The sequence below is a fragment of the Bacillus tequilensis KCTC 13622 genome (assembly GCF_000507145.1).
Taxonomy (GTDB): Bacteria; Bacillota; Bacilli; order Bacillales; family Bacillaceae; genus Bacillus; species Bacillus tequilensis.
Genome location: NZ_AYTO01000036.1, coordinates 12,947 through 36,088 on the forward strand (window position 1 = coordinate 12,947; position 23,142 = coordinate 36,088).

Below are 23,142 nucleotides of genomic sequence, written 5' to 3' on the forward strand. Positions count from 1 at the left end.
CTCTCAGGAGCTCTTTATAAACTTTCATGGTTTGCTTCATTAAAGCGCCATACTCGTCCATAAGCGCCTGAGGCAAATCCCAGTGATATAAAGTCAGAACCGGATCGCTGTTATGAGAAAGCAATTCATCAATCAGGTAATCATAAAACGCAAGACCTGCTTCATTGATCTCGCCTTTTCCACTTGGAAAAATCCGCGGCCAGCTGTTGGAAAATATCGATGCGCTTATAAGCCCATTTGAGCCATCAAAGCGGCATCTTCTTTATAGCGGTGACAATGGTCAGCCGCAATATCACTGTTCGTTCCTTTAAACGTTTTGCCCGGTATTTTCGTATACACGTCCCCTACAGAAGGTCCTTTGCAATCTTCTTTCCAAACGCCTTCAATCTGGTACGTTGCAGAAGCAGGCTCCACAAAACATGTTTCGAGAAAGATTCTGGATGCTGACGAATCATAGTGTTTATCACTCCTGAAATATTTGATAAACCTATCATTGGCTATGAAACGCGCTTCAGAACAACTCGATATTAGTCGCGGAAAAGCTCAGCCAATACTTTTTCTCTTTGTCCAAGAAAATACCGTGTTAATTGAACATGTTCTGTATCCTCATACTCTGTATAATGTATTCTCCCGCCATCAAAGCTTAAAATCTTAGCGTTGGGATAGCCCAGCAGGATCGGAGAGTGAGTCGCAATGATCATCTGTACATTTCCACCTCTCACCAAATCATGTATAACTCTCAAAAAAGCCAGCTGCCTGGCTGGAGAAAGTGCCGCTTCTGGTTCATCTAAAAGATAAATCGCTTTTTCTTTAAACCGATGATTAAATAGAGACATAAAGGACTCTCCATGTGATTGCTTGTGCAGCGGCCTCCCTCCATAAGAGCGGTATGGCCGCGGGGCGTCCAATTCCATCTCATCCAGATGAAGAGAAAGATGATAAAACGATTCAGCTCTTAAGAAGAAGCCGTTTGCTACCTTTGGTAGCCAAGATAAACGTATGTAATTTCCCAAATGGGAGCCTGACTCCTGTAATTCATAGACATTATTTCGGCTTCCGCCCGCTGTATTGAATTCACACTTATCTGCTATAGCTTCAAGCAAAGTAGATTTGCCAGATCCATTTTCTCCTACAAAAAAAGTCACTTGGCTAGTAAACAAAATTTCATTTAACTGGCTTATAGCCGGGATAGAAAAAGGGAATCTGTCAAAGTCCGAAATCTTATCTCGAAGAAGGGTAACCTTTTTTAAAAACATAGCATCTCCTTTCCATCACTCAGTTACATAATATATTGAGGAAAAACTTCTGCATCCATAAACATACAACCCATCCTAGTATTCCAGCGCATAACGCTAACCAGAACGGCACATGAATTTTTAGCAAAAACGCCAAAATAACGAGAAAACAAACTGTAGCAGGGATTCCTGTCAGCACACCAGATGCAAATTGACTTAATTGAGCTGTTTTTTCACCCTGTATTTGCATCCAACAAAGACTTAATAAGCTGACCAGGGGCAAAGCAGCAATGATTCCCCCATAGGTCGGGTGCCTTTTTGATATTTCAGTGACAAAACCGATAATCAAAGCAGAAATGATTATTTTGCTTAAAACTGCCATTGTTTAGCTTCCTTACTTAAAAGTTCAAATGCCTGCTCAAGGATTTCTTTTTCTGACGGGCTCATTCGTTCAATTATCTCTTTTAATTTCTCTTTATCTAGCTGTGTATGCTGTTCAAGAATAAATCTTCCTTCTTGTGTTAAAAAAACTAATACCTTTCGTTCATCCTGCTCACTTCGCCGTTTAGCTACAAATCCCTTTTGAATTAAACGTTTAGTATGCTCTGACGCTGTATTGTGAGAGACAGACAAATATTCAGCCAAAGCCCCTATAGTTGCTTCACCTTGCTTTTCAATATGCTGCATAAGCCGTATTGCCTGGTGAGAAATATTTTCTTTATGTTTGTAATGCAGTAAATAATATATATCTGTCCACTGCTGATTTAGTTTAGCTATGAAATCCATTTCCATCATGCACCCCTTTTTATATCTTATTATAAGATATAATCATCATAAGCGATATATTTTTTCATAATATTCATTCAGCAAATCTTCAACAATAAAAAAGCATCCAATTCCCATTGGATGCTTACCGTCTTAATGTCTTTTTTCAAATGTATGCACATGAGGATGTGGCTTAGGAACAAAGCCGTTTTGTTTCAGCATTTCAAAGTGTTTGTCCATATGATTTTTGATGTGTTCGCCTCTTTCTTTAGGCAGGACACCGTATTGCACATACTTTGAGATCACGTCTTTACGTTTTTTCAGTATATCCGCTTCAAGTTTTTCAATCTCTTTCTTTTGCTGGTCTGTCAGTGTGACATTTGCGGGAGGCTGCTGCTGTTTTTCAGCGGCTTCAGCTGTGCCGGCCAGAGAAATAACGACTGCGGCTATGAACATTGTGATGATATTGTTTTTGATTCGCTTCATCCAGATATTCCTCCAATCCTATTTTTCCTATGTTTTGTTCTATTGCTTTTTTTATACATGCAAAATAAAAAGAGCGAACCATTACTCGCTCTTTCTGATCTGTTCATCATGATAAAGTTCTTCTTCATCCGGTGATGCATAAGTGACATACGTTCCCGCAATTAAATCATGCAGTGTCCGTTTGTCTTCCCGCACGCCGATCAGAATCAGACTGGCGATCAAGCCGAGTCCGAGGGTTATGCCGTAAACCAAATCGCCAACAATAACCCGCAAAACCATCGTTAACAGATTGACCTGCGCCCCGTCTTTTTTTACGATTCTGATTCCGCAGATTCTTTTTCCGATAAGGTAGCCGCGCCAAAACACCGGCAGCAAAATAGAGTACAGCAGTACAATCAGACTGATGAACAGGCTGTCGTTCGGGTCTTTTCCTGTAATCAGCCAATAGATCAGCAAAAGAGGCACCGAAACGATAATGTAATCTAACAATACAGCTCCCAGTCTGATCCAAAATCCAGCTGGTTTGTAAATATTCATTTGACTCCCCCATTATGGCTTTAATATGGCTTTGATGTTTCCATCTTCTTTCTTATCGAATATATCATATGCCTTAGGGGCATCAGTAAGACTTAATTTGTGCGTAATAATGTCGGTAGGATCGATTTCTTTCTGCTTCACCATGTCATATAGCATTGGCATCAGATGAATGACGGGCGCCTGGCCCATTTTGACTGATACATTTCGTGTAAAGAAATCGCCGAGCGGAAAACCGTCCGCTTGAGAAATATATGCACCTGTCAGCTGGACTGTGCCAAACTTTCTCACGGCTTCAGAAGCAGTGAGGATCGGGCTGATCGTGCCAAACTGATTCGGCTTTTCAGACGTATTTTCTTTAGGAAGCGGCGTTCCGTCCATTCCCACACAATCAATGACAACATCTGCCCCGCCGTTTGTTTCATTATAAAGAAGCTTCCCGATTTCATCGTGTTCCGAAAAGTTAAACGTTTCCGCCCCATTTGTCCGTTTTGCATGTTCAAGCCGATGCGGGACTTGGTCCACAGAGATGACACGTTTTGCTCCTTTCATCCAAGCAAATTTTTGCGCCATCAAGCCAATCGGCCCCGCTCCGAGAATCAACACGGTATCACCTTTTTTCACACCGCTGTGCTCTACGCTCCAATAAGCTGTCGGCATCACATCGGATAGCAGCAATACTTGTTCATCCTCAAGCTCGCTGTCTGCCGGTACCTTAAAGGAAGAAAAGTCAGCGTACGGGACACGAAGGTATTCAGCCTGCCCGCCCGGAAAATTTCCGTTGAATTCGGAGAAACCGAATAAGCCGCCGGCATCGGTATGCGGGTTTGGATTTGATTCATCACATTGGCTCTCCATCTGGTGCTTGCAGTAGAAGCATTCACCGCAGCCGATGTTAAACGGAATGACGACACGGTCACCCTTTTTTAACGTGTTGACTTCATTTCCGACTTCTTCAACGATACCCATTGGTTCATGACCGATGATATAATCCGGAGCAGCTGGAATCCCGTTTTTATACAGGTGAAGATCGGAGCCGCAAATACCTGTTGCGGTAATACGGATAATGGCGTCCTTCCCATCCTGAATCCCAGGGGCTGCTACGTTCTTCACTTCAACATGCTCTTTTCCTTGGTATGTCAGTGCTTTCATGCTTGTCCAACTCCCTTTTTTATCACTGGTTCCCTTTGTAGCCGTTTTTAAACGCTCACACGCTTTTTGTATACACAATTCAAACTTTTTGAAAACGCCATCAACATATTGCAACCCCTTATGTTCAGTGCTATCTTTTTAGTTGATTAACAGATTGGGGGAAACATAGGTGAAATCATTCATGCAATCCAAAGCCGTTATATTCAGTCTTACAATGGCTTTCTTTCTTATATTGGCAGCCTGTTCCGGCAAAAATGAAGCCGGTTCCAAGGATACAGGCTGGGCGCAGATCAAAGACAAAGGGAAAATTGTTGTCGCTACATCGGGCACACTTTATCCCACTTCTTATCATGATACGGATTCCGGTTCCGATAAACTGACGGGCTATGAGGTTGAAGTCGTTCGCGAAGCGGCAAAACGCCTTGGGCTGAAGGCTGAGTTCAAGGAGATGGGCATTGACGGGATGCTGACAGCGGTGAACAGCGGACAGGTTGACGCGGCCGCAAACGACATCGATGTAACGAAGGACCGTGAGAAGAAGTTCGCATTTTCCACTCCATATAAATATTCATACGGCACTGCAATCGTCCGAAAAGACGATTTATCGGGGATTAAAACACTGAAAGATTTAAAAGGGAAGAAAGCGGCTGGCGCTGCTACGACAGTCTACATGGATGTCGCGAGAAAATACGGTGGCAAAGAAGTGATTTATGATAATGCGACCAACGAGCAGTATTTAAAAGATGTCGCCAACGGACGCACTGATGTCATTTTGAACGACTATTACCTGCAGACGCTTGCGCTCGCAGCGTTCCCGGATCTCAACATTACGATCCACCCTGACATCAAGTACATGCCGAACAAACAAGCGCTTGTCATGAAAAAAAGCAATACAGCACTTCAGAAAAAGATGGACGAAACGCTGAAAGACATGGGCAAGGATGGCACTTTGACTAAGCTGTCGAAGCAATTCTTCAATAAAGCAGATGTATCAAAGAAACTGGATGTCGACGTTCAAGACGTTGATTTGTAATCGGACGCCATGATCAATAGCATTCAGTGGGAATATATTTTCAACACAAAGCTGGCCATTGAATCGTTTCCCTATGTCATAAGAGGCATTGGGTATACCCTGCTCATCTCTTTTGTAAGCATGTTCGCAGGAACGGTGATCGGCCTATTCCTATCACTCGCCAGAATGTCTCAGCTTGCCTTGTTAAGGTGGCCGGCGAAGCTCTATATTTCCTTTATGCGGGGCGTTCCGATTTTGGTGATCTTGTTTATCCTTTATTTCGGGTTTCCTTATATCGGCATTGAATTTTCCGCTGTCACAGCCGCTTTAATCGGCTTTAGCCTTAACAGCGCCGCCTACATTGCGGAAATTAACCGCTCAGCCATTTCATCGGTTGAAAAAGGACAGTGGGAAGCCGCATCCTCTCTCGGCCTTTCCTACTGGCAGACGATGAGAGGCGTCATTTTGCCGCAGTCGATCCGTATTGCGCTGCCTCCGCTTGCCAATGTATTGCTCGACTTAATCAAAGCATCCTCTCTCGCTGCAATGATTACAGTGCCGGAATTGCTCCAACATGCGAAAATCATCGGCGGCAGAGAGTTCGATTACATGACCATGTATATTCTGACTGCCCTCATTTATTGGGCCATCTGCTCAGCAGCGGCCGCTTTTCAGAATATCCTTGAGAAAAAATACGCTCATTATGTTTAAACAAACGTTTCATTAAAAAAGCCGCTCCCGCAGGAGACGGCTTTTTTTCTATTGATTCGGTCTCACTTGAACGGATCCTCAAACAGCGGCCAGTCTGAATCAAATTCATACTTGGCCAGCAGGCACTGATCGAGCTCTTTTGTGATCTTCACCGGTTAAAATCAAGAAAAAATAAAAAAGACACGCCCAAAGCGTGTCCGTCAAAACTTAAACATCCGCCGGACTGCTTTCCGCGCTCCAGCTTTTTCTCCAGTAAAAGCCTGCGGCAAGCACGAACGCAAACGCCAGCATCGCAATACAGGAAAACGTGATAAAACCGATTGCATATGTGCCTGTCATTTGCTTTAGCGATCCTAAAATGTTCGGCAGGAAAAACCCTCCGATGCCGCCGGCCGCGCCGACGATTCCCGTCACCATGCCGATTTCTTTGCGAAAGCGCTGCGGGACAAGCTGGAATACGGCTCCGTTACCCATTCCGAGCCCCATCATTCCGACAAACAAAAGAACGATGACCATTGAAAGTGACGGCAGGCTGCTGACCCCGGCCATGCACGAGGCCACGATGACAAATAAGACAGAAAGAACCTTTGTGCCGCCTACGCGATCTGAAATCCAGCCCCCCACAGGCCGGAAAAAGCTTCCGGCCGCCACACATAATGTAACGAAATCGCCAGCGTGAATTTTTGACAGCTGATATTGATCGACAAAGAAAATAGATAAAAAGCTTGATAACCCCACAAACCCTCCGAATGTGACGCTGTACAGCAGGCAGAAAAACCATGTTTCTTTTTGCCCGAACACGTGCAAATAGTTTTTGAGCGGCTGCGGCGCCGGCTGTGCGGGAGAATCCTTTGCCATGGATACGAAAAGGACGAAGACGATCAGCAAAGGAATAAGCGCAATCCCCATGACAATATGCCAGCCGAATTGCTCTGCAAGGCGCGGGCCAAACAGGGTTGCAAACAAGGTGCCGCTGTTCCCCGCGCCGGCGATCCCCATCGCAAGCCCCTGCAAATGAGGCGGATACCACCGGCTTGCCATAGGCAGCGCAACGGCAAAGCTTGCCCCCGCCACCCCAAGCAAAATTCCGATGGCATACAGCTCAGGCAGCGAACGGCCGCCAAATGTTCCCCAAAGCAGCGGAACCATTGTCACCAGCATCCCGATCACTGCCGTTTTTTTCGGTCCGATTCTGTCTGTTAAAATCCCCAGAATGATACGAAACACAGATCCTGATAAAATCGGTACAGCCACGATAAGCCCTTTCTCAACGGGAGACAGGCCAAAATCCTGAGAAATATATACCCCCAGCGCCCCAAGCATAACCCATATCATAAAACTCACATCAAAGTATAAAAAGGAACAAAGCAAAGTGAGTGGATGGCCGCTAGTTTTCAGTTCCGACAGCTTCATAAGATTCCCCTTTCTTACCCCTTCATTATTTTCAATTTTCTGAATTAAGGATATATGAGCATTTTTTTCTAGAAAAGACATGTGTCAGTTTTTATGACACTTTTAATGCGTTAACAATGCATTGTGACATAATTTTTGATAGGAGATAACCTACAAGCTGCATCAAAGGAGGTTTGGTACATGAAGAAACAATGATTGGTATTAGCAGGGAACGGAATGGCGGGAATCCGCTGTATTGAAGAAATATTGAAGCTGAATCGCCAAATGTTCGAGATTGTTATTTTTGGAAGTGAACCGCATCCAAACTACAATCGTATTCTCTTATCCTCAGTATTGCAGGGAGAGACGTCACTCGATGACATCACACTGAACAGCAAGGATTGGTACGCCGCAAACGGAATTACCCTTTACACGGGCGAAACGGTTGTTCACATTGATACAGATCGGCAGCGGGTCATTACAGATCGCAAACGGACCCTGCCTTATGACAAATTCATTGTCGCAACAGGCTCCTCCCCTCATATTCTCCCCATCCCCGGGGCCGACAAAGAAGGCGTCTACGGATTTCGAACGATAGAAGACTGCCAAGCGCTGATGAGCATGGCCAAACACAATCAAAAGGCAGCGGTGATCGGAGCCGGCTTATTAGGACTGGAAGCCGCAGTCGGTTTACAGCATCTCGGCATGGATGTCAGCGTCATTCACCATTCTGCCGGCATTATGCAAAAACAGCTCGATCAAACGGCGTCGCGGCTGCTGCAGGCGGATCTGGAACGGAAAGGCTTAACCTTTCATTTGGAGAAAGAAACTGTATCCATTTCTGGAACCGTTCAGGCAGACGGAATCCAAATTAAGGACGGAACTTCACTGAAGGCAGACTTGATTGTGATGGCGGCTGGTGTGAGGCCGAATATTGAATTGGCTGTATCATCTGGAATCGCAGTCAACCGCGGGATCATCGTGAATGACTGCATGCAGACGAGCGAACCGAATGTCTATGCCGTCGGCGAATGCGCTGAACATAACGGAACAGTATACGGTTTGGTATCGCCGCTTTATGAGCAGGGAAAAGTGCTCGCCAAACATATTTGCGGTGTGCCATGTGAGGGATATCAAGGCTCGGCACCATTTGCAGCGTTAAAAATAGCTGGAATTGATGTGTGGTCGGCCGGAAAGGTTCATGAGGATGATCGCACAACGAGCATCAGCATCCGTGATGAACAAGCAGGTATTTATAAAAAAGCACTCTTTGAGGATGACAGACTGGCCGGCGTTATTTTATACGGAGACACACGTGACAAGCGGCGCTTTCTCGACAGCCTGCTCACACAAAGAGACATCTCGATCGTGAAAAAACAGCTGTTTGCACCGGAGAAAACGGATACATCTTTTAAATCTATGCCTTCAAGTGAAACGATTTGCCAATGCAACTCAGTGACGAAAGGCGCGATCGAGGAAGCGGTGCATACGAAAGACTTAACAACTGTCGAGGAAGTCAAGCACTGCACCAAAGCATCCGGCTCCTGCGGCGGATGCAAGCCGCTCGTTGAAGACCTCTTGAGGTACATGAGCAGCGGCGAATATACAGAACCCGCCGGCACACCTTCGTTTTGCGGCTGTACTGATTTTACGGAAGACGACATCATTGCTGAGCTTCAGCGAAAGCCATTCACTACTCCTGCAGAAGTGATGAACCAGCTTGGCTGGAAAACGAAAAACGGCTGCCGCAAATGTGTGCCGGCGATTCAATACTACTTGGAAATGCTGTACCCCGGTTTTATTCAGCCTGAGCCAGCCGCTGAAGACACATGCACCCTCATTCCGCAAATGTACGGCGGGCGCACAAACGCGGAACAGCTAAGAAACATCGCCGACATCATCGAGACATACAGCATCCCTGACGTGTCCATCACTCACAGCCAAAGACTGAAGCTTTCCGGGATTAGGCCTGCGGATCTCCCGCACATCAAAAATGACCTGAAAATACCCGCTCACTCAAACGAACACCGCCGCACGCTGCAAAGTATCAGAGCTTGTACATGCGGACAAAACCGATCGATCCAGCAGCTGGCAGCCAAAATCGAAAGACATCTTGAGACGCTTTCCATGCCTGCTTGCATATCTATCAGCTTATCATGTGAAGCAGACTGCACCGCTGCCGCCATACAAGATGTCGGCGCGATTCGGACGCCAGCCGGCTGGGACATCTACATCGGCGGCGTCCGAAGAACTCATGCCGGAGCTCTGTTTTGCGTGACAGACACCGCAGAAAGCACTGTCCGCATGATCAAAGGACTGATCCAGTATTATCGGGAAACCGCTCATTACGAAGAAGCTGTACATCAGTGGATGGACCGTGTCGGGATCGTGAATATCAGAGAAGTTCTATTTGAAGAGGATCTAAGGATACATCTGCTGGAAAACCTCAAAACAGACCTGTCACTGATTCAAAAACTGCCCCTAAAAACAGGCGCACATAAGAAAGGATGAGGCATTTTGACTGAACGGCTGCTTAGATATTTTCATGAGAAACAGCAAAACATCCAATCAGAAAAAACATATGACACCCAATGCCCGTTTTGCAGCATGCAGTGCAAAATGCAGCTTGTGGAACAAACCACCATCACACGAAAAAAGTACACTGCGATCGGGATTGATAATCCTACGACACAGGGCCGGTTATGCATGAAAGGCATGAACGCCCACCAGCATGCTCTGAACTCCTCCCGCATCACCCGCCCGCTGCTGAAGAAAAACGGCGAATTTATGCCTGTTTCCTGGGAAGAAGCACTGAATCACATCAAAAACCAAGTGACAATGATTCAAAACGAACACGGACATGACGCCATGGCTGTATACGGAAGCGCCTCAATTACGAATGAAGAGGCGTATTTGTTAGGGAAATTCGCACGGGTAGGCTTACAGACAAAATACATCGACTACAATGGGAGGCTTTGTATGTCCGCCGCAGCAACCGCAGCCAACCAAACTTTCGGCGCGGACAGAGGCTTGACGAATCCCTTATCAGACATTCCCCACACCCGTGTGATCATTCTGGCCGGCACTAATATTGCGGAATGCCAGCCTACGATTATGCCGTATGTTGAAAATGCGAAAGAAAACGGAGCTTATATCATCGCCATTGATCCGCGTGAAACAGCGACAACGAAAATCGCCGATCTTCATCTGAAAATCAAACCCGGCACAGACGCCGCCCTTGCCAACGGTCTCGTCAAAATCATCATCGACGAACAGCTTGCGGACGAGGATTTCATTCAATCACGAACAAATGGATACGAAGAGCTGAAGCGGCATACGGACACGCTGAGCCTGGAGGATATCGCCGAACAGACGAGTATCCCGCTGGCACACATGCAAAAGGCCGCTGTGAAGTTTGCCAAGGAAACGTCAGGCATGCTGTTCACAGCCCGCGGGATTGAACAGCAAACCGATGGAACAGCGGCTGTGAAAGGCTTCTTAAACATGGTGCTGATCACCGGAAAAATCAGCAAACCTTACTCGGGCTACGGAGCGATCACTGGACAAGGCAACGGGCAAGGCGCAAGAGAGCATGGCCAAAAAGCCGATCAGCTTCCGGGCTACCGATCTATTGAAAACGAACAGCACCGGGCACATATTGCAAAAGTGTGGGGAGTCCATCAGGACGATCTGCCGCGAAAAGGTGTCTCAGCCTATGAAATGATGGAAAACATCAATGACGGCGACATCAAAGGACTGTTCCTCATGTGCTCCAACCCCGTTGTCTCCAGCCCAAACGCGAATCTTGTGAAAAAAGCTTTACGAAAACTAAGGTTCTTTGTCGCGATCGATTTGTTTATTTCTGAGACTGCGAAACTCGCCGATGTGATTTTGCCGGCCTCCTCTTATTTAGAAGATGAGGGCACGATGACAAATATCGAAGGCCGCGTGACATTAAGAGAAGCAAGCCGGCCATGTCCCGGTGAAACAAAGCATGATTGGCAGATCATTTGTGAGATCGCAGCTGCTCTCGGGAAAGGCCGGTATTTTTCTTACTCGTCAGCAGAGGATATTTTTAATGAATTGAGAGAAGCGAGCAGAGGCGGGATTGCCGATTATTCAGGCATCACATATGACAGGCTCAGACGTGAAGGCGGCATCCATTGGCCATGTCCCGAACCTGATCACCCCGGAACAGGACGCTTGTTTGCGGACTCATTTGCACATCCGGATCAAAAAGCGGCATTAAGTGTGATTCCAAACGAACCGGCAGTCCCAAAAGAGAAGCCGACATCCGATTACCCCCTTTATTTAACGACAGGCCGGGTCATGTCTCACTACTTAACAGGCGTCCAAACGAGAAAAAGCGCCGCCCTTGCCGCGAGACATTTTGAATCGTTTATGGAAATCCATCCGCAAACAGCGGCATCCTTAAATATTGAAGACCGTGTACTGGTAAAAATCGAATCCCCGCGGGGAAGCATCATTGTCCGCAGCAAATTATCAGAACAAATCAGAAAAGACACCGTGTTTGTTCCCATCCACTGGGCAGAGGCTCAAAATGTGAATGATTTAATCGGAGAAGCCTTAGATCCAGCTTGTCAAATGCCCGGTTTTAAGGTGTGCGCCGTGAGAATCAACCCTATTTGAATTTTTCATAAAATCTTTAGAACTTTTTGTATATTTCGTTACATTTTATAACATGTATCTTAAATATTACTTTTCGCCATGCTATGCTGAAAAAAACATTGATAAGGAGCGGATCATCTGATGGGAAAAAAACAGCTAGTTCTTGTTGGAAATGGAATGGCCGGAGTAAGGGCCATTGAAGAGATACTGAGTGTTGCAAAAGACGAGTTTCAGATCACAATTTTTGGTGCCGAACCGCATCCCAATTACAACCGAATCCTTTTATCAAAAGTACTTCAAGGCGATACAGATATTAAAGATATTACGTTAAACGATTGGGACTGGTACGAGGAAAACAATATTCAATTGTATACAAATGAAACAGTCATCAAAGTGGACGCAGAAAACAAAACGGTCATTACAGACGCAGACAGAATCCAGCCATACGATGAATTGATCCTGGCGACAGGCTCTGTCCCTTTTATCCTTCCGATTCCGGGCGCAGACAAAAAAGGCGTCACGGCTTTCCGGGATATAAAAGATACAGACACGATGCTCGCCGCGTCAAAACAATATAAAAAAGCAGCCGTCATCGGCGGAGGGCTCCTCGGTTTGGAAGCCGCTCGCGGACTGCTGAATCTCGGCATGGATGTGTCTGTCATTCACCTCGCCCCATACCTGATGGAACGCCAGCTTGATCCAACCGCAGGGCGCCTGCTGCAAAACGAGTTAGAAAAACAAGGGATGACCTTTTTACTTGAAAAGCAAACCGAAGAAATTGTCGGTGATGACCGTGTTAAAGGCCTCCGTTTCAAAGACGGCACAAGCATTGAAGCTGATTTAGTCGTCATGGCTGTCGGCATCCGCCCGAATACGCAGCTTGGCATAGAAAGCGGCATTCCGGTCAACCGCGGAATCATTGTCAACGACTATATGCAAACTGAAATCCCGCACATTTATGCGGTCGGCGAATGCGCAGAACACCGGGGAATTGCATACGGGCTCGTGGCACCGCTCTATGAACAGGCAAAAGTGCTGGCGAAGCATATGTGCGGCATTGAAACAAAACCGTATGAAGGCTCCGTTCTCTCCACTCAGTTAAAGGTATCGGGCGTCGAGGTTTTCTCTGCCGGGGACTTTGATGAATCAGAGGACAAAAAAGCGATTAAAGTATTCGATGAGCAGGACGGCATCTATAAAAAAATTGTCCTGAGAGACAACAAAATTGTCGGCGCTGTTTTATTCGGCGACAGCAGCGAGGGCAACCGCCTGTTTTCAATGATTCAAAAAGAAGCCGATATCTCTGAAACCTCAAAAGTATCAATCCTACAGCCGCTCAACCAAGAAGCAGGCACAAGCATTACCGCAGCGATGAGCGACGATGAAATCATCTGCGGCTGCAACGGCGTGTCAAAAGGCGACATTATTCAAGCCATTCAGGAAAAGGGCTGCTCGTCAACGGACGAGATTAAAGCATGCACCGGCGCATCCCGTTCATGCGGGGGCTGTAAGCCGCTCGTAGAAGAAATCCTCCAGTATACGCTCGGATCGGACTTTAATGCGTCAGCGCAAAAAGAAGTGATTTGCGGCTGCACCACATTGTCGAGAGATGAAGTCGTAGAAGAAATCAAAGCCAAAGGGCTGTCACATACAAGAGAAATCATGAACGTACTCGGCTGGAAAACGCCAGAAGGCTGTTCCAAATGCCGTCCGGCTCTGAACTACTACTTAGGCATGATCAATCCAACCAAATACGAGGATGAACGGACATCCCGCTTTGTTAATGAACGAATGCACGCCAATATTCAAAAAGACGGAACATACTCAGTCGTTCCCCGGATGTACGGCGGCGTAACCAACTCCACAGATTTGCGCAAAATTGCCGATGTCGTCGACAAATACGAAATCCCGCTCGTGAAAATGACAGGCGGCCAGCGAATTGATCTCATCGGCGTGAAAAAAGAAGACCTTCCGAAGGTTTGGGAAGATCTTGATATGCCGTCAGGATACGCGTACGGAAAGACGCTCCGGACAGTAAAAACGTGTGTAGGCGAGCAATTCTGCCGCTTCGGCACGCAAGACTCCATGGCACTTGGCATTGAGCTTGAGAAAAAATTCGAAGGGCTGAACACTCCTCACAAAGTCAAAATGGCCGTGTCTGCCTGCCCGCGGAACTGTGCGGAATCCGGCATTAAAGACCTCGGCGTTGTCGGCATCGACGGAGGCTGGGAGCTCTATGTCGGCGGAAACGGCGGAACCCATTTGCGCGCCGGTGACTTGCTGATGAAGGTGAAAACAAATGAAGAAGTGTTAGAATACGCAGGCGCTTATCTGCAATATTACCGGGAAACCGCAAACTATTTGGAACGTACATCCGCATGGCTTGAGCGCGTCGGTTTATCCCATGTCCAATCCGTATTAAACGATCCGGAAAAGCGGCAGGAGCTGAACGATCGAATGAATGAAACACTCTCTGTCCACAAGGATCCATGGAAGAGCTTTTTGGAAGATAAGCAAACCTCTAAAGAATTATTTGAAAATGTCGTGACCACATCATAATGGCAAAAACAAACATTGAGGAGGAACGGACATGGTGAACAAAGACGTAACTAAAGTATGGATCGGAAAAATTGAAGATTTGCCTGAACAATTAGGTAAAACAGTGTATATTGAAAATAAGGAGCTCGCGGTTTTCAAGCTTTCAAACGGAAGCGTCCGCGCCATCGAAAACCGCTGTCCGCATAAGGGCGGCGTTCTGGCTGAGGGTATCGTCAGCGGCGAATATGTTTTCTGCCCGATGCACGACTGGAAAATCTCCTTAAAAGACGGAATCGTCCAAGAACCTGATCACGGATGCGTTAAAACATACGAAACGCTGATCGAAGGAGAACATGTTTACCTCGTATATTGATCAAAAGACCGGATCACTTTTCAAGTGATCCTTCATTTTTTACAGTGACGGAAGGATGACATGATCATGAAGAACGGAATCGTATATTTCGTGGGAGCAGGTCCCGGCGATCCAGGGCTGCTCACCATCAAAGGAAAACAGGCGCTGGAGGAAGCAGATGTGGTTTTATATGACCGTCTCGCCAACCCGAAGCTGCTCGAATTTGCATCACCGGATTGCCGGTTTATTTATTGCGGAAAACTGCCAGACCGCCATTTTATGAAACAAAGAGACATTAACGCCCTGCTGGTTGAAAAAGCAGCACAGGGATTAACCGTCGTCCGTTTAAAAGGCGGAGATCCGAGCGTTTTCGGAAGAGTCGGCGAGGAAGCAGAAGCTCTGCATGAGCACGGCATCCGCTATGAAATGGTGCCGGGCATCACCTCTGGAATTGCAGCGCCGCTATATGCGGGAATCCCCGTCACACATCGGGATTTCGCGTCGTCTTTTGCGATGATTACGGCGCATGATAAATCATTAAAAGGCACGCCGAACCTTGATTGGGAAGGGCTTGCGGGAGGCGTTCAAACCCTTGTCTTTTACATGGGCGTCAAGAATTTGTCCTATATTTGCCAGCAGCTCATCACGTACGGAAAATCGCCTTCCGTCCCTGTCATTGTGGTCCAATGGGGTACATGGGGCCGCCAGCGGAGTGTGAAAGGCACACTTGAAAACATTCAGCAAAAAGTACAGGAACACCAGATTACAAACCCTGCGATTATCGTCATCGGAGATATCGTCAACTTTCAGACACACAGCTGGTTTGAAAGCAAACCACTCATCGGCCAGCACTTGATGGTTGTCACTCATAGCGAAGATGAATATCCGCTTGCAGACAAGCTGCGTGCATCCGGTGCCGATGTCATCGAATGGCCGAAGTGGCGGACTGAGCGCATGCCTGTCAATGAAGAGATCCTTCGAAAGATCGGCACATTTGAAGACATTTTGTTCACCTCGCGCCGTGCGGTTTGTGAATTTTTCCAAGCGCTGGTTTCCAAGAAAGTCGATATCCGCCAGCTGACAGCCCGACTGAGCGCGGCATCTGAACATGCGGAAACGGAGCTTGAAAAACGAGGTTTTCTCGTCTCCGCCCCTCAGCCTGTTTCAGAAAAAACGCTGGTTGTCGGGAGCCGCCATTCCGTGAAAGACACGCAGAAGCATAAGTCCTGTTCGTTTTATATGACCCATGAAAACGTCATTGATGACCGGTTCACCCACATGATTCAGCGAACCATCAGTGAATCTCCGCTGTACATGATCATTTGCCCAAGTAAACCGTCTGTTCAGCAATTGATCAGCACAGGCGAACAAATTGGCATTTTGCCGGAACCGTCAGCGAACCGCCCTCCTATCGTCTGCATAGGCGATGACACAGCTGCCGGCGCCTATGGATTCACAGCGGTCCAAGAGCTGGATGAATTGTTTGCTTTCATTCAGAATCAACAGGCGGAAAAAAAGCTCGTTCACAGCTGATTTGGGCAGCCCTTTCCTTAAGGGCTGTTTTATTTATACACTAATTTTTTGTGATGGGTTGAATACATCGCCATATTCTCGGCCTTAGGATCTACATACGCCTTCGCGCTGTTGACCGCTGTCGGGCCTTCCGTAAAGCCGCCGGCAATCAATCTCAGCTTGCTTTCATAAAAAGCCGCGTCCCCCGCCACAAACACGCCCGGAAGATTCGTCCGCATATGTCTGTCCGCTTTCACCCTGCCTTCTTCAATCTCCAGCCCCCACTCCTTCATCGGCCCGAGATCAATTTTAAACCCATGATTAATGATCAGCTCGTCAACCTCTATATCTTCTCTTTGACCAGACACGGTATGGCAAACAGTCACGCTTTGGATGCGTTCCTCATCACCGCGCAGCTGCTCTAAGCGATAAGGAGTGAGCACCCGCACTGCTGAACGCTTCATTTTCGTCACGCTGCTTTCCATTCCGCCGAATTCCTCACGCCGATGAACAACAGTCACAGACGCCGCAATCGGCTCCAGCTCATTGGCCCAATCGACCGCAGTATCTCCGCCGCCTGATATGACGACCCGCTTGCCTTTAAACGCATCAAGCTTTTCCACTCCATAATGAAGATTCTTGCCCGCGTACCGGGTTGCATCCTCACTGTCAAACTCATTGACCTCAAGCGTTCCCATACCGCAAGCCAAAATCACGGTTCTTGTATAATGCTTTTCTCCTTTAGAACCTGTCAGCACAATAGTGCCGTCACTCAAGCGTTCAAATCCGGCCACTCGCTGATTCAGCACGATGTCAGGATCAAACGTCGCCGCCTGCTCCTTTAACTGCTCGATCAGCTGCTTTCCCGCAATTCCCGGAATTCCGCCGATATCGCGAATGATTTTCTCAGGAAAAAATAAAGACACCTTCCCTCCGAGCCGCGGCAAAAATTCGATTACTTTCGTTTTCAGCTCCCGCATCCCGCAGTAAAAAGCCGTAAACAGCCCGATCGGCCCCCCGCCTATAATCGTAACGTCATATATCTCGTGATTTTCAGCCATCCGTCCTGCCTCCCGTACACATCTATATCAACATTTTAATTGAGAATGAATATCAACAAAAAGTATATCATATTTCACGTGCCTTTGTTTATTCAATTCCTCTCCTTGTGATCAATTGTTGAAAACTCTATAATAGGCAGAAAACAAATGGGAGAAACAGGATGAAAAGACAAGTCAAAACGATCACTTTCGAAGGACATACACTAGAATATTCTGTTACAGGCAAAGGAGCCCCCATTCTTGTCATGCATGGCGGCCATTCAAATTGTTACGAGGAATTCGGGTACACGGCGCTGATTGAGCAAGGGTATTCCATCATCACGCCTTCAAGACCCGGATACGGACGAACGTCAAAAGAGATTGGAAAAAGCCTTGCCAACGCCTGCCGTTTCTATGCGAAGCTGATAGATCATTTACAAATTGACAAGGTCCATGTGATTGCCATCTCCGCAGGAGGACCGAGCGGCATATGCTTTGCCTCTCATTATCCGGAAAGGGCTAACACTTTGACCCTGCAATCCGCGGTCACTAAGGAATGGCTCACTCCCAAAGACCCGGAATACAAAACCGGACGAATCCTCTTTGGACCGCCTGTGGAAAAATGGATATGGAAGCTGATTTCTGTTTTGAATAACGCCTTCCCGCGTCTGATGTTTCAAGCCTTGAGCCCGCAATTCAGCACACTTTCGTTTCAGCGAATCAAATCACTGATGGATGAAAAAGACATAGAAGCATTTCGAAAAATGAACAGCCGGCAGCGGTCACGTGAAGGATTTCTAATTGATTTGTCGCAAACTGCGGCCTTTTCAGACGAGCTGCAGGCTATCTCATGTCCTGTATTGATTATGCAGAGCGTTTATGATGGATTGGTCAACTTGTCACATGCACATCATGCAAAGGAACACATTCCTGACGCCTCCCTCTGTATGCTTCACTCATGGGGGCACCTGATTTGGCTCGGAAAAGAAGCGGCTGAAACAGATAGAATCCTACTCGAATTTTTGGAATCCTAAACAAAGTGAAACAATCCTTTCTCCTCCTCCGTCAAACAAGCGGTGTCTTTTTTCTGGTAACATGAGAGGCAGCTTAACATGAGCGGGGGTTTTATTGTGACAGCACAATCATCTTTTCTTCAGCTGAATTCTATTTTTATCAGCATTTTAATAGAAGCCATTCCGTTTATTCTGATTGGCGTCATACTTTCCGGAATCATACAAATGTTCGTTTCTGAAGAAATGATTGCGAGAATCATGCCGAAAAACCGCTTTCTCGCCGTTTTATTCGGTGCGCTGGCCGGGATTTTGTTTCCCGCCTGCGAATGCGGCATCATCCCGATTACGAGGCGGCTTCTGTTAAAGGGGGTTCCTCTCCATGCGGGCGTTGCTTTCATGCTGACTGCGCCTATCATTAACCCTATCGTCTTATTTTCTACTTTTATTGCGTTCGGGAACAGATGGAGCGCAGTCTTTTACAGGGGCGGACTGGCGCTCGCCGTTTCGGTGATCATTGGGATCATCCTATCCTATCAATTTAAGGATAATCAGCTGTTAAAGCCTGATGAACCCGGGCATCACCACCATCATCATCACACCCTGCTTCAAAAGCTGGGCGGAACCTTGCGCCATGCCATTGATGAATTTTTCTCCGTGGGGAAATATTTAATCATCGGCGCCTTTATCGCAGCCGCGATGCAGACGTATGTCAAAACATCCACTCTGCTTGCGATCGGGCAGAATGATGTATCCTCTTCCCTCGTGATGATGGGTCTGGCGTTTGTCTTGTCGCTTTGTTCAGAAGTCGATGCGTTCATCGCGTCTTCCTTCAGCAGCACATTTTCATTAGGATCTTTAATCGCTTTTCTCGTCTTTGGCGCGATGGTGGATATTAAGAATCTATTGATGATGCTTGCGGCCTTCAAAAAACGATTTGTTTTCCTGCTGATTACGTACATTGTCGTGCTCGTCTTAGCGGGATCACTACTGGTAAAGGGGTGATTGGATGTTTCGTTTATTGGTGCTGATGGGGTTTACGTTTTTCTTTTATCATCTGCATGCCTCAGGAAATCTAACAAAATATATCAATATGAAATACGCCTATCTTTCCTTTATTGCGATCTTCTTGCTGGCCATTCTGACAGCCGTTCAAGCGTATGTATTTATCAAGTCGCCTGAAAAAGGCGGGCATCATCACGATCATGATTGCGGGTGCGGCCATGATCACGAGCATGACCATGAGCAAAATAAGCCATTTTATCAGCGCTATTTGATTTATGTTGTGTTTCTTTTTCCTTTAGTGTCGGGAATCTTCTTCCCGATTGCGACGCTCGACTCGTCCATTGTCAAAACAAAAGGGTTCTCGTTTAAGGCGATGGAGAGCGGCGATCATTATTCCCAGACACAGTATTTGCGGCCTGATGCTAGCCTTTATTACGCGCAAGACAGCTATGATAAACAGATGAAACAGCTGTTTAACAAGTATTCCGGCAGGAAAGAGATTTCTCTGACCGATGATGATTTCCTAAAAGGAATGGAAACCATTTATAACTATCCGGGTGAATTTCTCGGACGGACGATAGAATTCCATGGATTTGCTTACAAAGGAAACACAATTAACAAAAATCAGATGTTCGTATTAAGGTTTGGCATCATTCACTGTATCGCTGATTCCGGCGTGTACGGGATGCTTGTGGAGTTTCCGAAGGACATGAACATCAAGGACGATGAATGGATTCAGATTAAGGGCACTCTGGCCTCAGAATATTATCAGCCTTTCAAATCAACGCTCCCTGTTGTGAAAGTAACTGACTGGAAAACCATTAAAAAGCCTGATGATCCGTACGTTTACAGAGGATTTTGAAACCAGTACAAGTACTGGTTTCTTTTTTATTTCTTTTTCATCAGCATCAAATCAAGATAGAGCTGACATCGCGTTCTGAAATCGCTTAAATCGATCGATGTCATTTCAGTAATCTGTTTGATGCGGTAATTCAATGTATTCTGGTGAATAAACAGCTGTTCCGCGGCTGGTTTCGTTTTGCAGTTGTTGAGGAGATAGATTTCCAGCGTTTTCAAAAGCTCGGTGCTGCTTTCTTCGTCTTTCGCTTTTAATAAAGCCAAATCCTTATTTTCGTATTCTAAAAGTTCATTTTTCTGTTCAATGCTTTCTAAATAGCGGTAAATGCCGAGTTTGGCATATTCATATGGAATGTTTTCCTGATTGCCGGTGATTTCTGCGGCTTTGATGACTTCTAGTGCTTCTGTGTAGCTTTTGCCAAGCTTTAAAAGGTGATCATATTCGTTTCCGATACCGATATAAATAGGTGTAGGTATTTTTTGAAAGTGAAAATGTGTTAGCAGCTTGTTAATAAATTCAGAAGCTGCCGAGGAGACGGAGCTTTTTTGGGAAAAACTCGCTACGACGATGACAATATTGGATTCGATCGTTAAGACATGACTGACTTTATCCCGTAAATTCAGGTACGACCTGATATTTTCCTTTAAATCCTCCACCGCTTCCCCATCCCCATTCGCGGCGTGCAGGATGACAACTGAAAACATGGAAGGCAGCACGGTGTTGATTCTTTCAGCTTCCCGTCTGAGTTCCTTTTCAGAAATGAATTGCTGATAGATCGCCCGTTTGATGAGGTCTTCCGCTTTTTCTTCCTTTTCCTGTTTCAGCTTGTTCGTTTTATAAATGATTTTCCCGACGTGGAAGGACGTTTCATACAAAAAGTCGAGCTCTTCTTTCGTCAGATTTTGGTCCAGCTCCTGAATCCAGATGTAGCCCATGACTTCCCCTTTGTGCTTCGCACTCACGACCACCCTCTGGTTTAGCCCAATGCTTTCAATTTTATTGACGCGAAAAGGCTCAGGTTCTGTTTTCAGTTTTTCAATGATCCCGTCCTTCAAAAACCTCTCAAAAATCTGGACCGGACATTTTTTTGAAAAAATAGTCTGCTGATTGGCAGAATCAAAATGGTTAATATAGTAAGAATTATAGGCTAACAAAAAGAAATCCGCGCTTTCCAGTATTACTGGTTTTTGCAGTTCATAGCTGATAAAATCAATCAGCTTATCAACATCTGAAAATGAAAAAACTCTCTCTAAAAGCTCTTCCATACCTTTTTCTCCTATACTTTTTTTACTTTAATCATATCCATACGGGGTCTATTTGTATAGAAAAAAATACGTTTGTTTCCAAAAGACAAAAACACCCGCTTAAAAGGAGAAAAGAGGAAAAGGGACAGCCCCCTTCCTCCTCCTTTCAATCTTTATTGTGACATTGTATCTTGGTAGTCGTTGAACTGATCTGTGACAGCTTGTGACGGAGCCTGCGTCAATACGCTGACGACAAAAACAGATAATAGACTCGCAGCAAACCCAGGTATCATTTCATACAGAAAGTCCGAAAGACCGGCATTCGCCCAAATGATTACAGTTGCTGCTCCCACAATCATGCCGGCGAGTGCCCCCCATTTGGTCATTCGTTTCCAAAACAGACTGAGCAGTACAACCGGCCCGAATGATGCGCCGAAGCCCGCCCACGCGTAGCTGACCAATCCAAGGATCGTATTGTTTTTCTCCCAAGCCAGCACCAACGCGATGATTGAAACAGCCAGAACAGCCAAACGGCCTAAAAACACCAGCTCTTTATCAGAAGCCGAACGTCTGAACATCGACTTATACAAATCTTCTACCAGAGAGCTTGATGTCACAAGCAGCTGGGAAGAAATTGTACTCATAATCGCGGCCAAAATAGCCGAAATCAGAAAACCGGTAATAATCGGGTGGAACAAAATATTTCCTAATTGAATAAAAATCGTCTCAGGGTCCTTCAGTGTCATGCCTCGCTGATGGTAATAAGCGATTCCGCCCAAACCGGTCAGCACGGCGCCGACTGCCGACAAAACCATCCAGCCCATTCCGATTCTGCGCGCTTTTTTGATCTCTTTGACAGACGTGATCGCCATAAAACGCACAATGATATGCGGCTGGCCAAAGTAGCCCAACCCCCAGGCAAACAAAGAAATAATGCCAAGGACGCTCGTTCCTTTAAAAATATTAAACATATCTGGATCAACAGAGCGGATTTCGGCAACTGTATCACTTGTCCCTCCCGTGTGAAAAAACGTAACAATAGGCACAAGAATGAGTGCGGCAAACATAATAATCCCCTGAACAAAATCTGTCCAGCTGACAGCCAAAAAGCCGCCAAACAGGGTATATGCCACAACAACACCTGTCACAATCCACAGGCCGGTGTGATAATCCATCCCCAAAATACTGTTGAATAAAACACCGCCGGATACCATTCCGGACGATACATAAAATGTGAAGAAGACTAAAATGACAATCCCCGAAAACAGCCTGAGAAGCTTCGTTTGATCTCCGAAGCGATTTTCAAGGAATCCGGGAATTGTAATGGAATTCCCCGCTTTTTCAGTATAGGTTCTCAGCCGCGGCGCAACGTAGAGCCAGTTTGCCCACGCTCCAAGGCAAAGTCCGATGACGATCCAAGCGCCGCTCAGACCCGTTGAAAACATCGCGCCCGGAAGCCCCATCAGCAGCCAGCCGCTCATATCGGCGGCACCCGCACTGAGAGCGGTTACAGCCGGACCTAAGGAACGTCCTCCCAGCATGTAATCCGTCAGATTCGATGTACGCTTGTAAGCAAAGTAGCCGATCAGCAGCATCCCCGCCATATAAATACAAATCGAAATAATCAGCTGTGTGTTTTCTATGGCACTTCCTCCTCTTTTTTATC

The 23,142-nt window shown here is 46.4% G+C and carries 20 protein-coding genes and 2 pseudogenes; 10 read left to right on the plus strand and 12 right to left on the minus strand.

All coding sequences use genetic code 11. The features are described 5' to 3' along the window. Positions 1-46: 46 nt before the first annotated feature. The 7 genes and pseudogenes from V756_RS1000000123640 to V756_RS0115730 all read right to left on the minus strand — a co-directional run. A pseudogene (locus V756_RS1000000123640) lies at positions 47-455 on the minus strand (family 1 glycosylhydrolase); the annotation flags it as partial. A gap of 72 nt (positions 456-527) precedes the next feature. Continuing rightward, positions 528-1,256, minus strand: a complete 729-nt coding sequence (locus V756_RS0115705) for an AAA family ATPase (protein ID WP_024715489.1) — start codon at positions 1,254-1,256, stop codon at positions 528-530. Positions 1,257-1,275: 19 nt separating this feature from the next. Beyond that, positions 1,276-1,617, minus strand: a complete 342-nt coding sequence (locus V756_RS0115710; RefSeq protein WP_024715490.1) for a DUF3147 family protein — start codon at positions 1,615-1,617, stop codon at positions 1,276-1,278. Continuing rightward, positions 1,605-2,027: a MarR family winged helix-turn-helix transcriptional regulator gene (locus V756_RS0115715; RefSeq protein ID WP_111909791.1), complete on the minus strand. Its 423-nt coding sequence runs from the start codon at positions 2,025-2,027 to the stop codon at positions 1,605-1,607. Before V756_RS0115715 ends, V756_RS0115710 begins: the two co-directional genes overlap by 13 nt. Before the next feature lie 126 nt (positions 2,028-2,153). Beyond that, positions 2,154-2,486, minus strand: coding sequence for a YckD family protein (locus V756_RS0115720; RefSeq protein ID WP_024715492.1), 333 nt, complete (start codon positions 2,484-2,486; stop codon positions 2,154-2,156). Positions 2,487-2,567: 81 nt separating this feature from the next. Next, a complete protein-coding gene (locus tag V756_RS0115725; RefSeq protein ID WP_024715493.1) occupies positions 2,568-3,023 on the minus strand; it encodes an RDD family protein in 456 nt (151 codons plus the stop codon). A gap of 12 nt (positions 3,024-3,035) precedes the next feature. Beyond that, on the minus strand, positions 3,036-4,172 hold the full coding sequence (locus tag V756_RS0115730; protein ID WP_024715494.1) for a zinc-dependent alcohol dehydrogenase: 1,137 nt from the start codon (positions 4,170-4,172) through the stop codon (positions 3,036-3,038). 169 nt (positions 4,173-4,341) lie between these two features. On the opposite strand from V756_RS0115730, the gene V756_RS0115735 reads away from it, so the two are divergent. Both V756_RS0115735 and V756_RS0115740 read left to right on the plus strand, forming a co-directional pair. Further along, the gene (locus V756_RS0115735; RefSeq protein WP_024715495.1) at positions 4,342-5,205 is read left to right on the plus strand and encodes a transporter substrate-binding domain-containing protein; all 864 of its coding nucleotides are present in this window, start codon (positions 4,342-4,344) and stop codon (positions 5,203-5,205) included. A gap of 9 nt (positions 5,206-5,214) precedes the next feature. After that, positions 5,215-5,895, plus strand: coding sequence for an amino acid ABC transporter permease (locus V756_RS0115740; protein WP_024715496.1), 681 nt, complete (start codon positions 5,215-5,217; stop codon positions 5,893-5,895). A gap of 62 nt (positions 5,896-5,957) precedes the next feature. Here V756_RS0115740 and V756_RS1000000124585 read toward each other — a convergent pair. Together V756_RS1000000124585 and V756_RS0115745 are read right to left on the minus strand one after the other, a co-directional pair. After that, positions 5,958-6,041: pseudogene (locus V756_RS1000000124585) on the minus strand (hypothetical protein); the annotation flags it as partial. 61 nt (positions 6,042-6,102) lie between these two features. Beyond that, positions 6,103-7,308, minus strand: a complete 1,206-nt coding sequence (locus tag V756_RS0115745; RefSeq protein WP_024715497.1) for an MFS transporter — start codon at positions 7,306-7,308, stop codon at positions 6,103-6,105. A gap of 216 nt (positions 7,309-7,524) precedes the next feature. On the opposite strand from V756_RS0115745, the gene nirB reads away from it, so the two are divergent. From nirB to cobA, 5 genes are all read left to right on the plus strand, one after another. Beyond that, positions 7,525-9,798 (plus strand): nitrite reductase large subunit NirB, encoded by a 2,274-nt coding sequence (gene nirB / locus V756_RS01000000122605; RefSeq protein WP_255210048.1) that lies wholly within the window; start codon positions 7,525-7,527, stop codon positions 9,796-9,798. Between the two features lie 6 nt (positions 9,799-9,804). Further along, complete coding sequence (nasC, locus tag V756_RS0115755) at positions 9,805-11,937, plus strand: assimilatory nitrate reductase catalytic subunit NasC (protein WP_024715498.1); 2,133 nt, start codon at positions 9,805-9,807, stop codon at positions 11,935-11,937. Between the two features lie 120 nt (positions 11,938-12,057). Beyond that, complete coding sequence (gene nasD, locus V756_RS0115760) at positions 12,058-14,475, plus strand: NADPH-nitrite reductase (RefSeq protein ID WP_024715499.1); 2,418 nt, start codon at positions 12,058-12,060, stop codon at positions 14,473-14,475. A 31-nt stretch (positions 14,476-14,506) separates the two neighbouring features. Then, positions 14,507-14,827 (plus strand): nitrite reductase small subunit NirD, encoded by a 321-nt coding sequence (nirD, locus tag V756_RS0115765; RefSeq protein WP_024715500.1) that lies wholly within the window; start codon positions 14,507-14,509, stop codon positions 14,825-14,827. A gap of 60 nt (positions 14,828-14,887) precedes the next feature. Then, on the plus strand, positions 14,888-16,339 hold the full coding sequence (gene cobA / locus V756_RS0115770; protein ID WP_081719891.1) for a uroporphyrinogen-III C-methyltransferase: 1,452 nt from the start codon (positions 14,888-14,890) through the stop codon (positions 16,337-16,339). Positions 16,340-16,368: 29 nt separating this feature from the next. Here cobA and ffoR read toward each other — a convergent pair whose 3' ends face one another. Next, complete coding sequence (gene ffoR, locus V756_RS0115775) at positions 16,369-17,379, minus strand: ferredoxin--NADP(+) reductase (RefSeq protein WP_024715502.1); 1,011 nt, start codon at positions 17,377-17,379, stop codon at positions 16,369-16,371. A gap of 161 nt (positions 17,380-17,540) precedes the next feature. Here ffoR and V756_RS0115780 point away from each other — a divergent pair, with 161 nt between their 5' ends. The 3 genes from V756_RS0115780 (at position 17,541) to V756_RS0115790 (ending at position 20,235) form a co-directional block, all read left to right on the plus strand. Next, on the plus strand, positions 17,541-18,392 hold the full coding sequence (locus V756_RS0115780) for an alpha/beta fold hydrolase (protein ID WP_024715503.1): 852 nt from the start codon (positions 17,541-17,543) through the stop codon (positions 18,390-18,392). Positions 18,393-18,488: 96 nt separating this feature from the next. Next, on the plus strand, positions 18,489-19,373 hold the full coding sequence (locus tag V756_RS0115785) for a permease (RefSeq protein WP_081719899.1): 885 nt from the start codon (positions 18,489-18,491) through the stop codon (positions 19,371-19,373). 4 nt (positions 19,374-19,377) lie between these two features. After that, positions 19,378-20,235, plus strand: coding sequence for a TIGR03943 family putative permease subunit (locus V756_RS0115790; protein ID WP_024715505.1), 858 nt, complete (start codon positions 19,378-19,380; stop codon positions 20,233-20,235). A 26-nt stretch (positions 20,236-20,261) separates the two neighbouring features. Here V756_RS0115790 and putR read toward each other — a convergent pair whose 3' ends face one another. After that, positions 20,262-21,497 carry a proline utilization transcriptional regulator PutR gene (gene putR, locus V756_RS0115795; RefSeq protein WP_024715506.1) on the minus strand — a complete coding sequence of 412 codons (1,236 nt, stop codon included), beginning with the start codon at positions 21,495-21,497 and terminating at the stop codon, positions 20,262-20,264. 152 nt (positions 21,498-21,649) lie between these two features. Further along, positions 21,650-23,104: a sodium/proline symporter PutP gene (putP, locus tag V756_RS0115800; RefSeq protein WP_081719892.1), complete on the minus strand. Its 1,455-nt coding sequence runs from the start codon at positions 23,102-23,104 to the stop codon at positions 21,650-21,652. Positions 23,105-23,142: the final 38 nt, after the last annotated feature.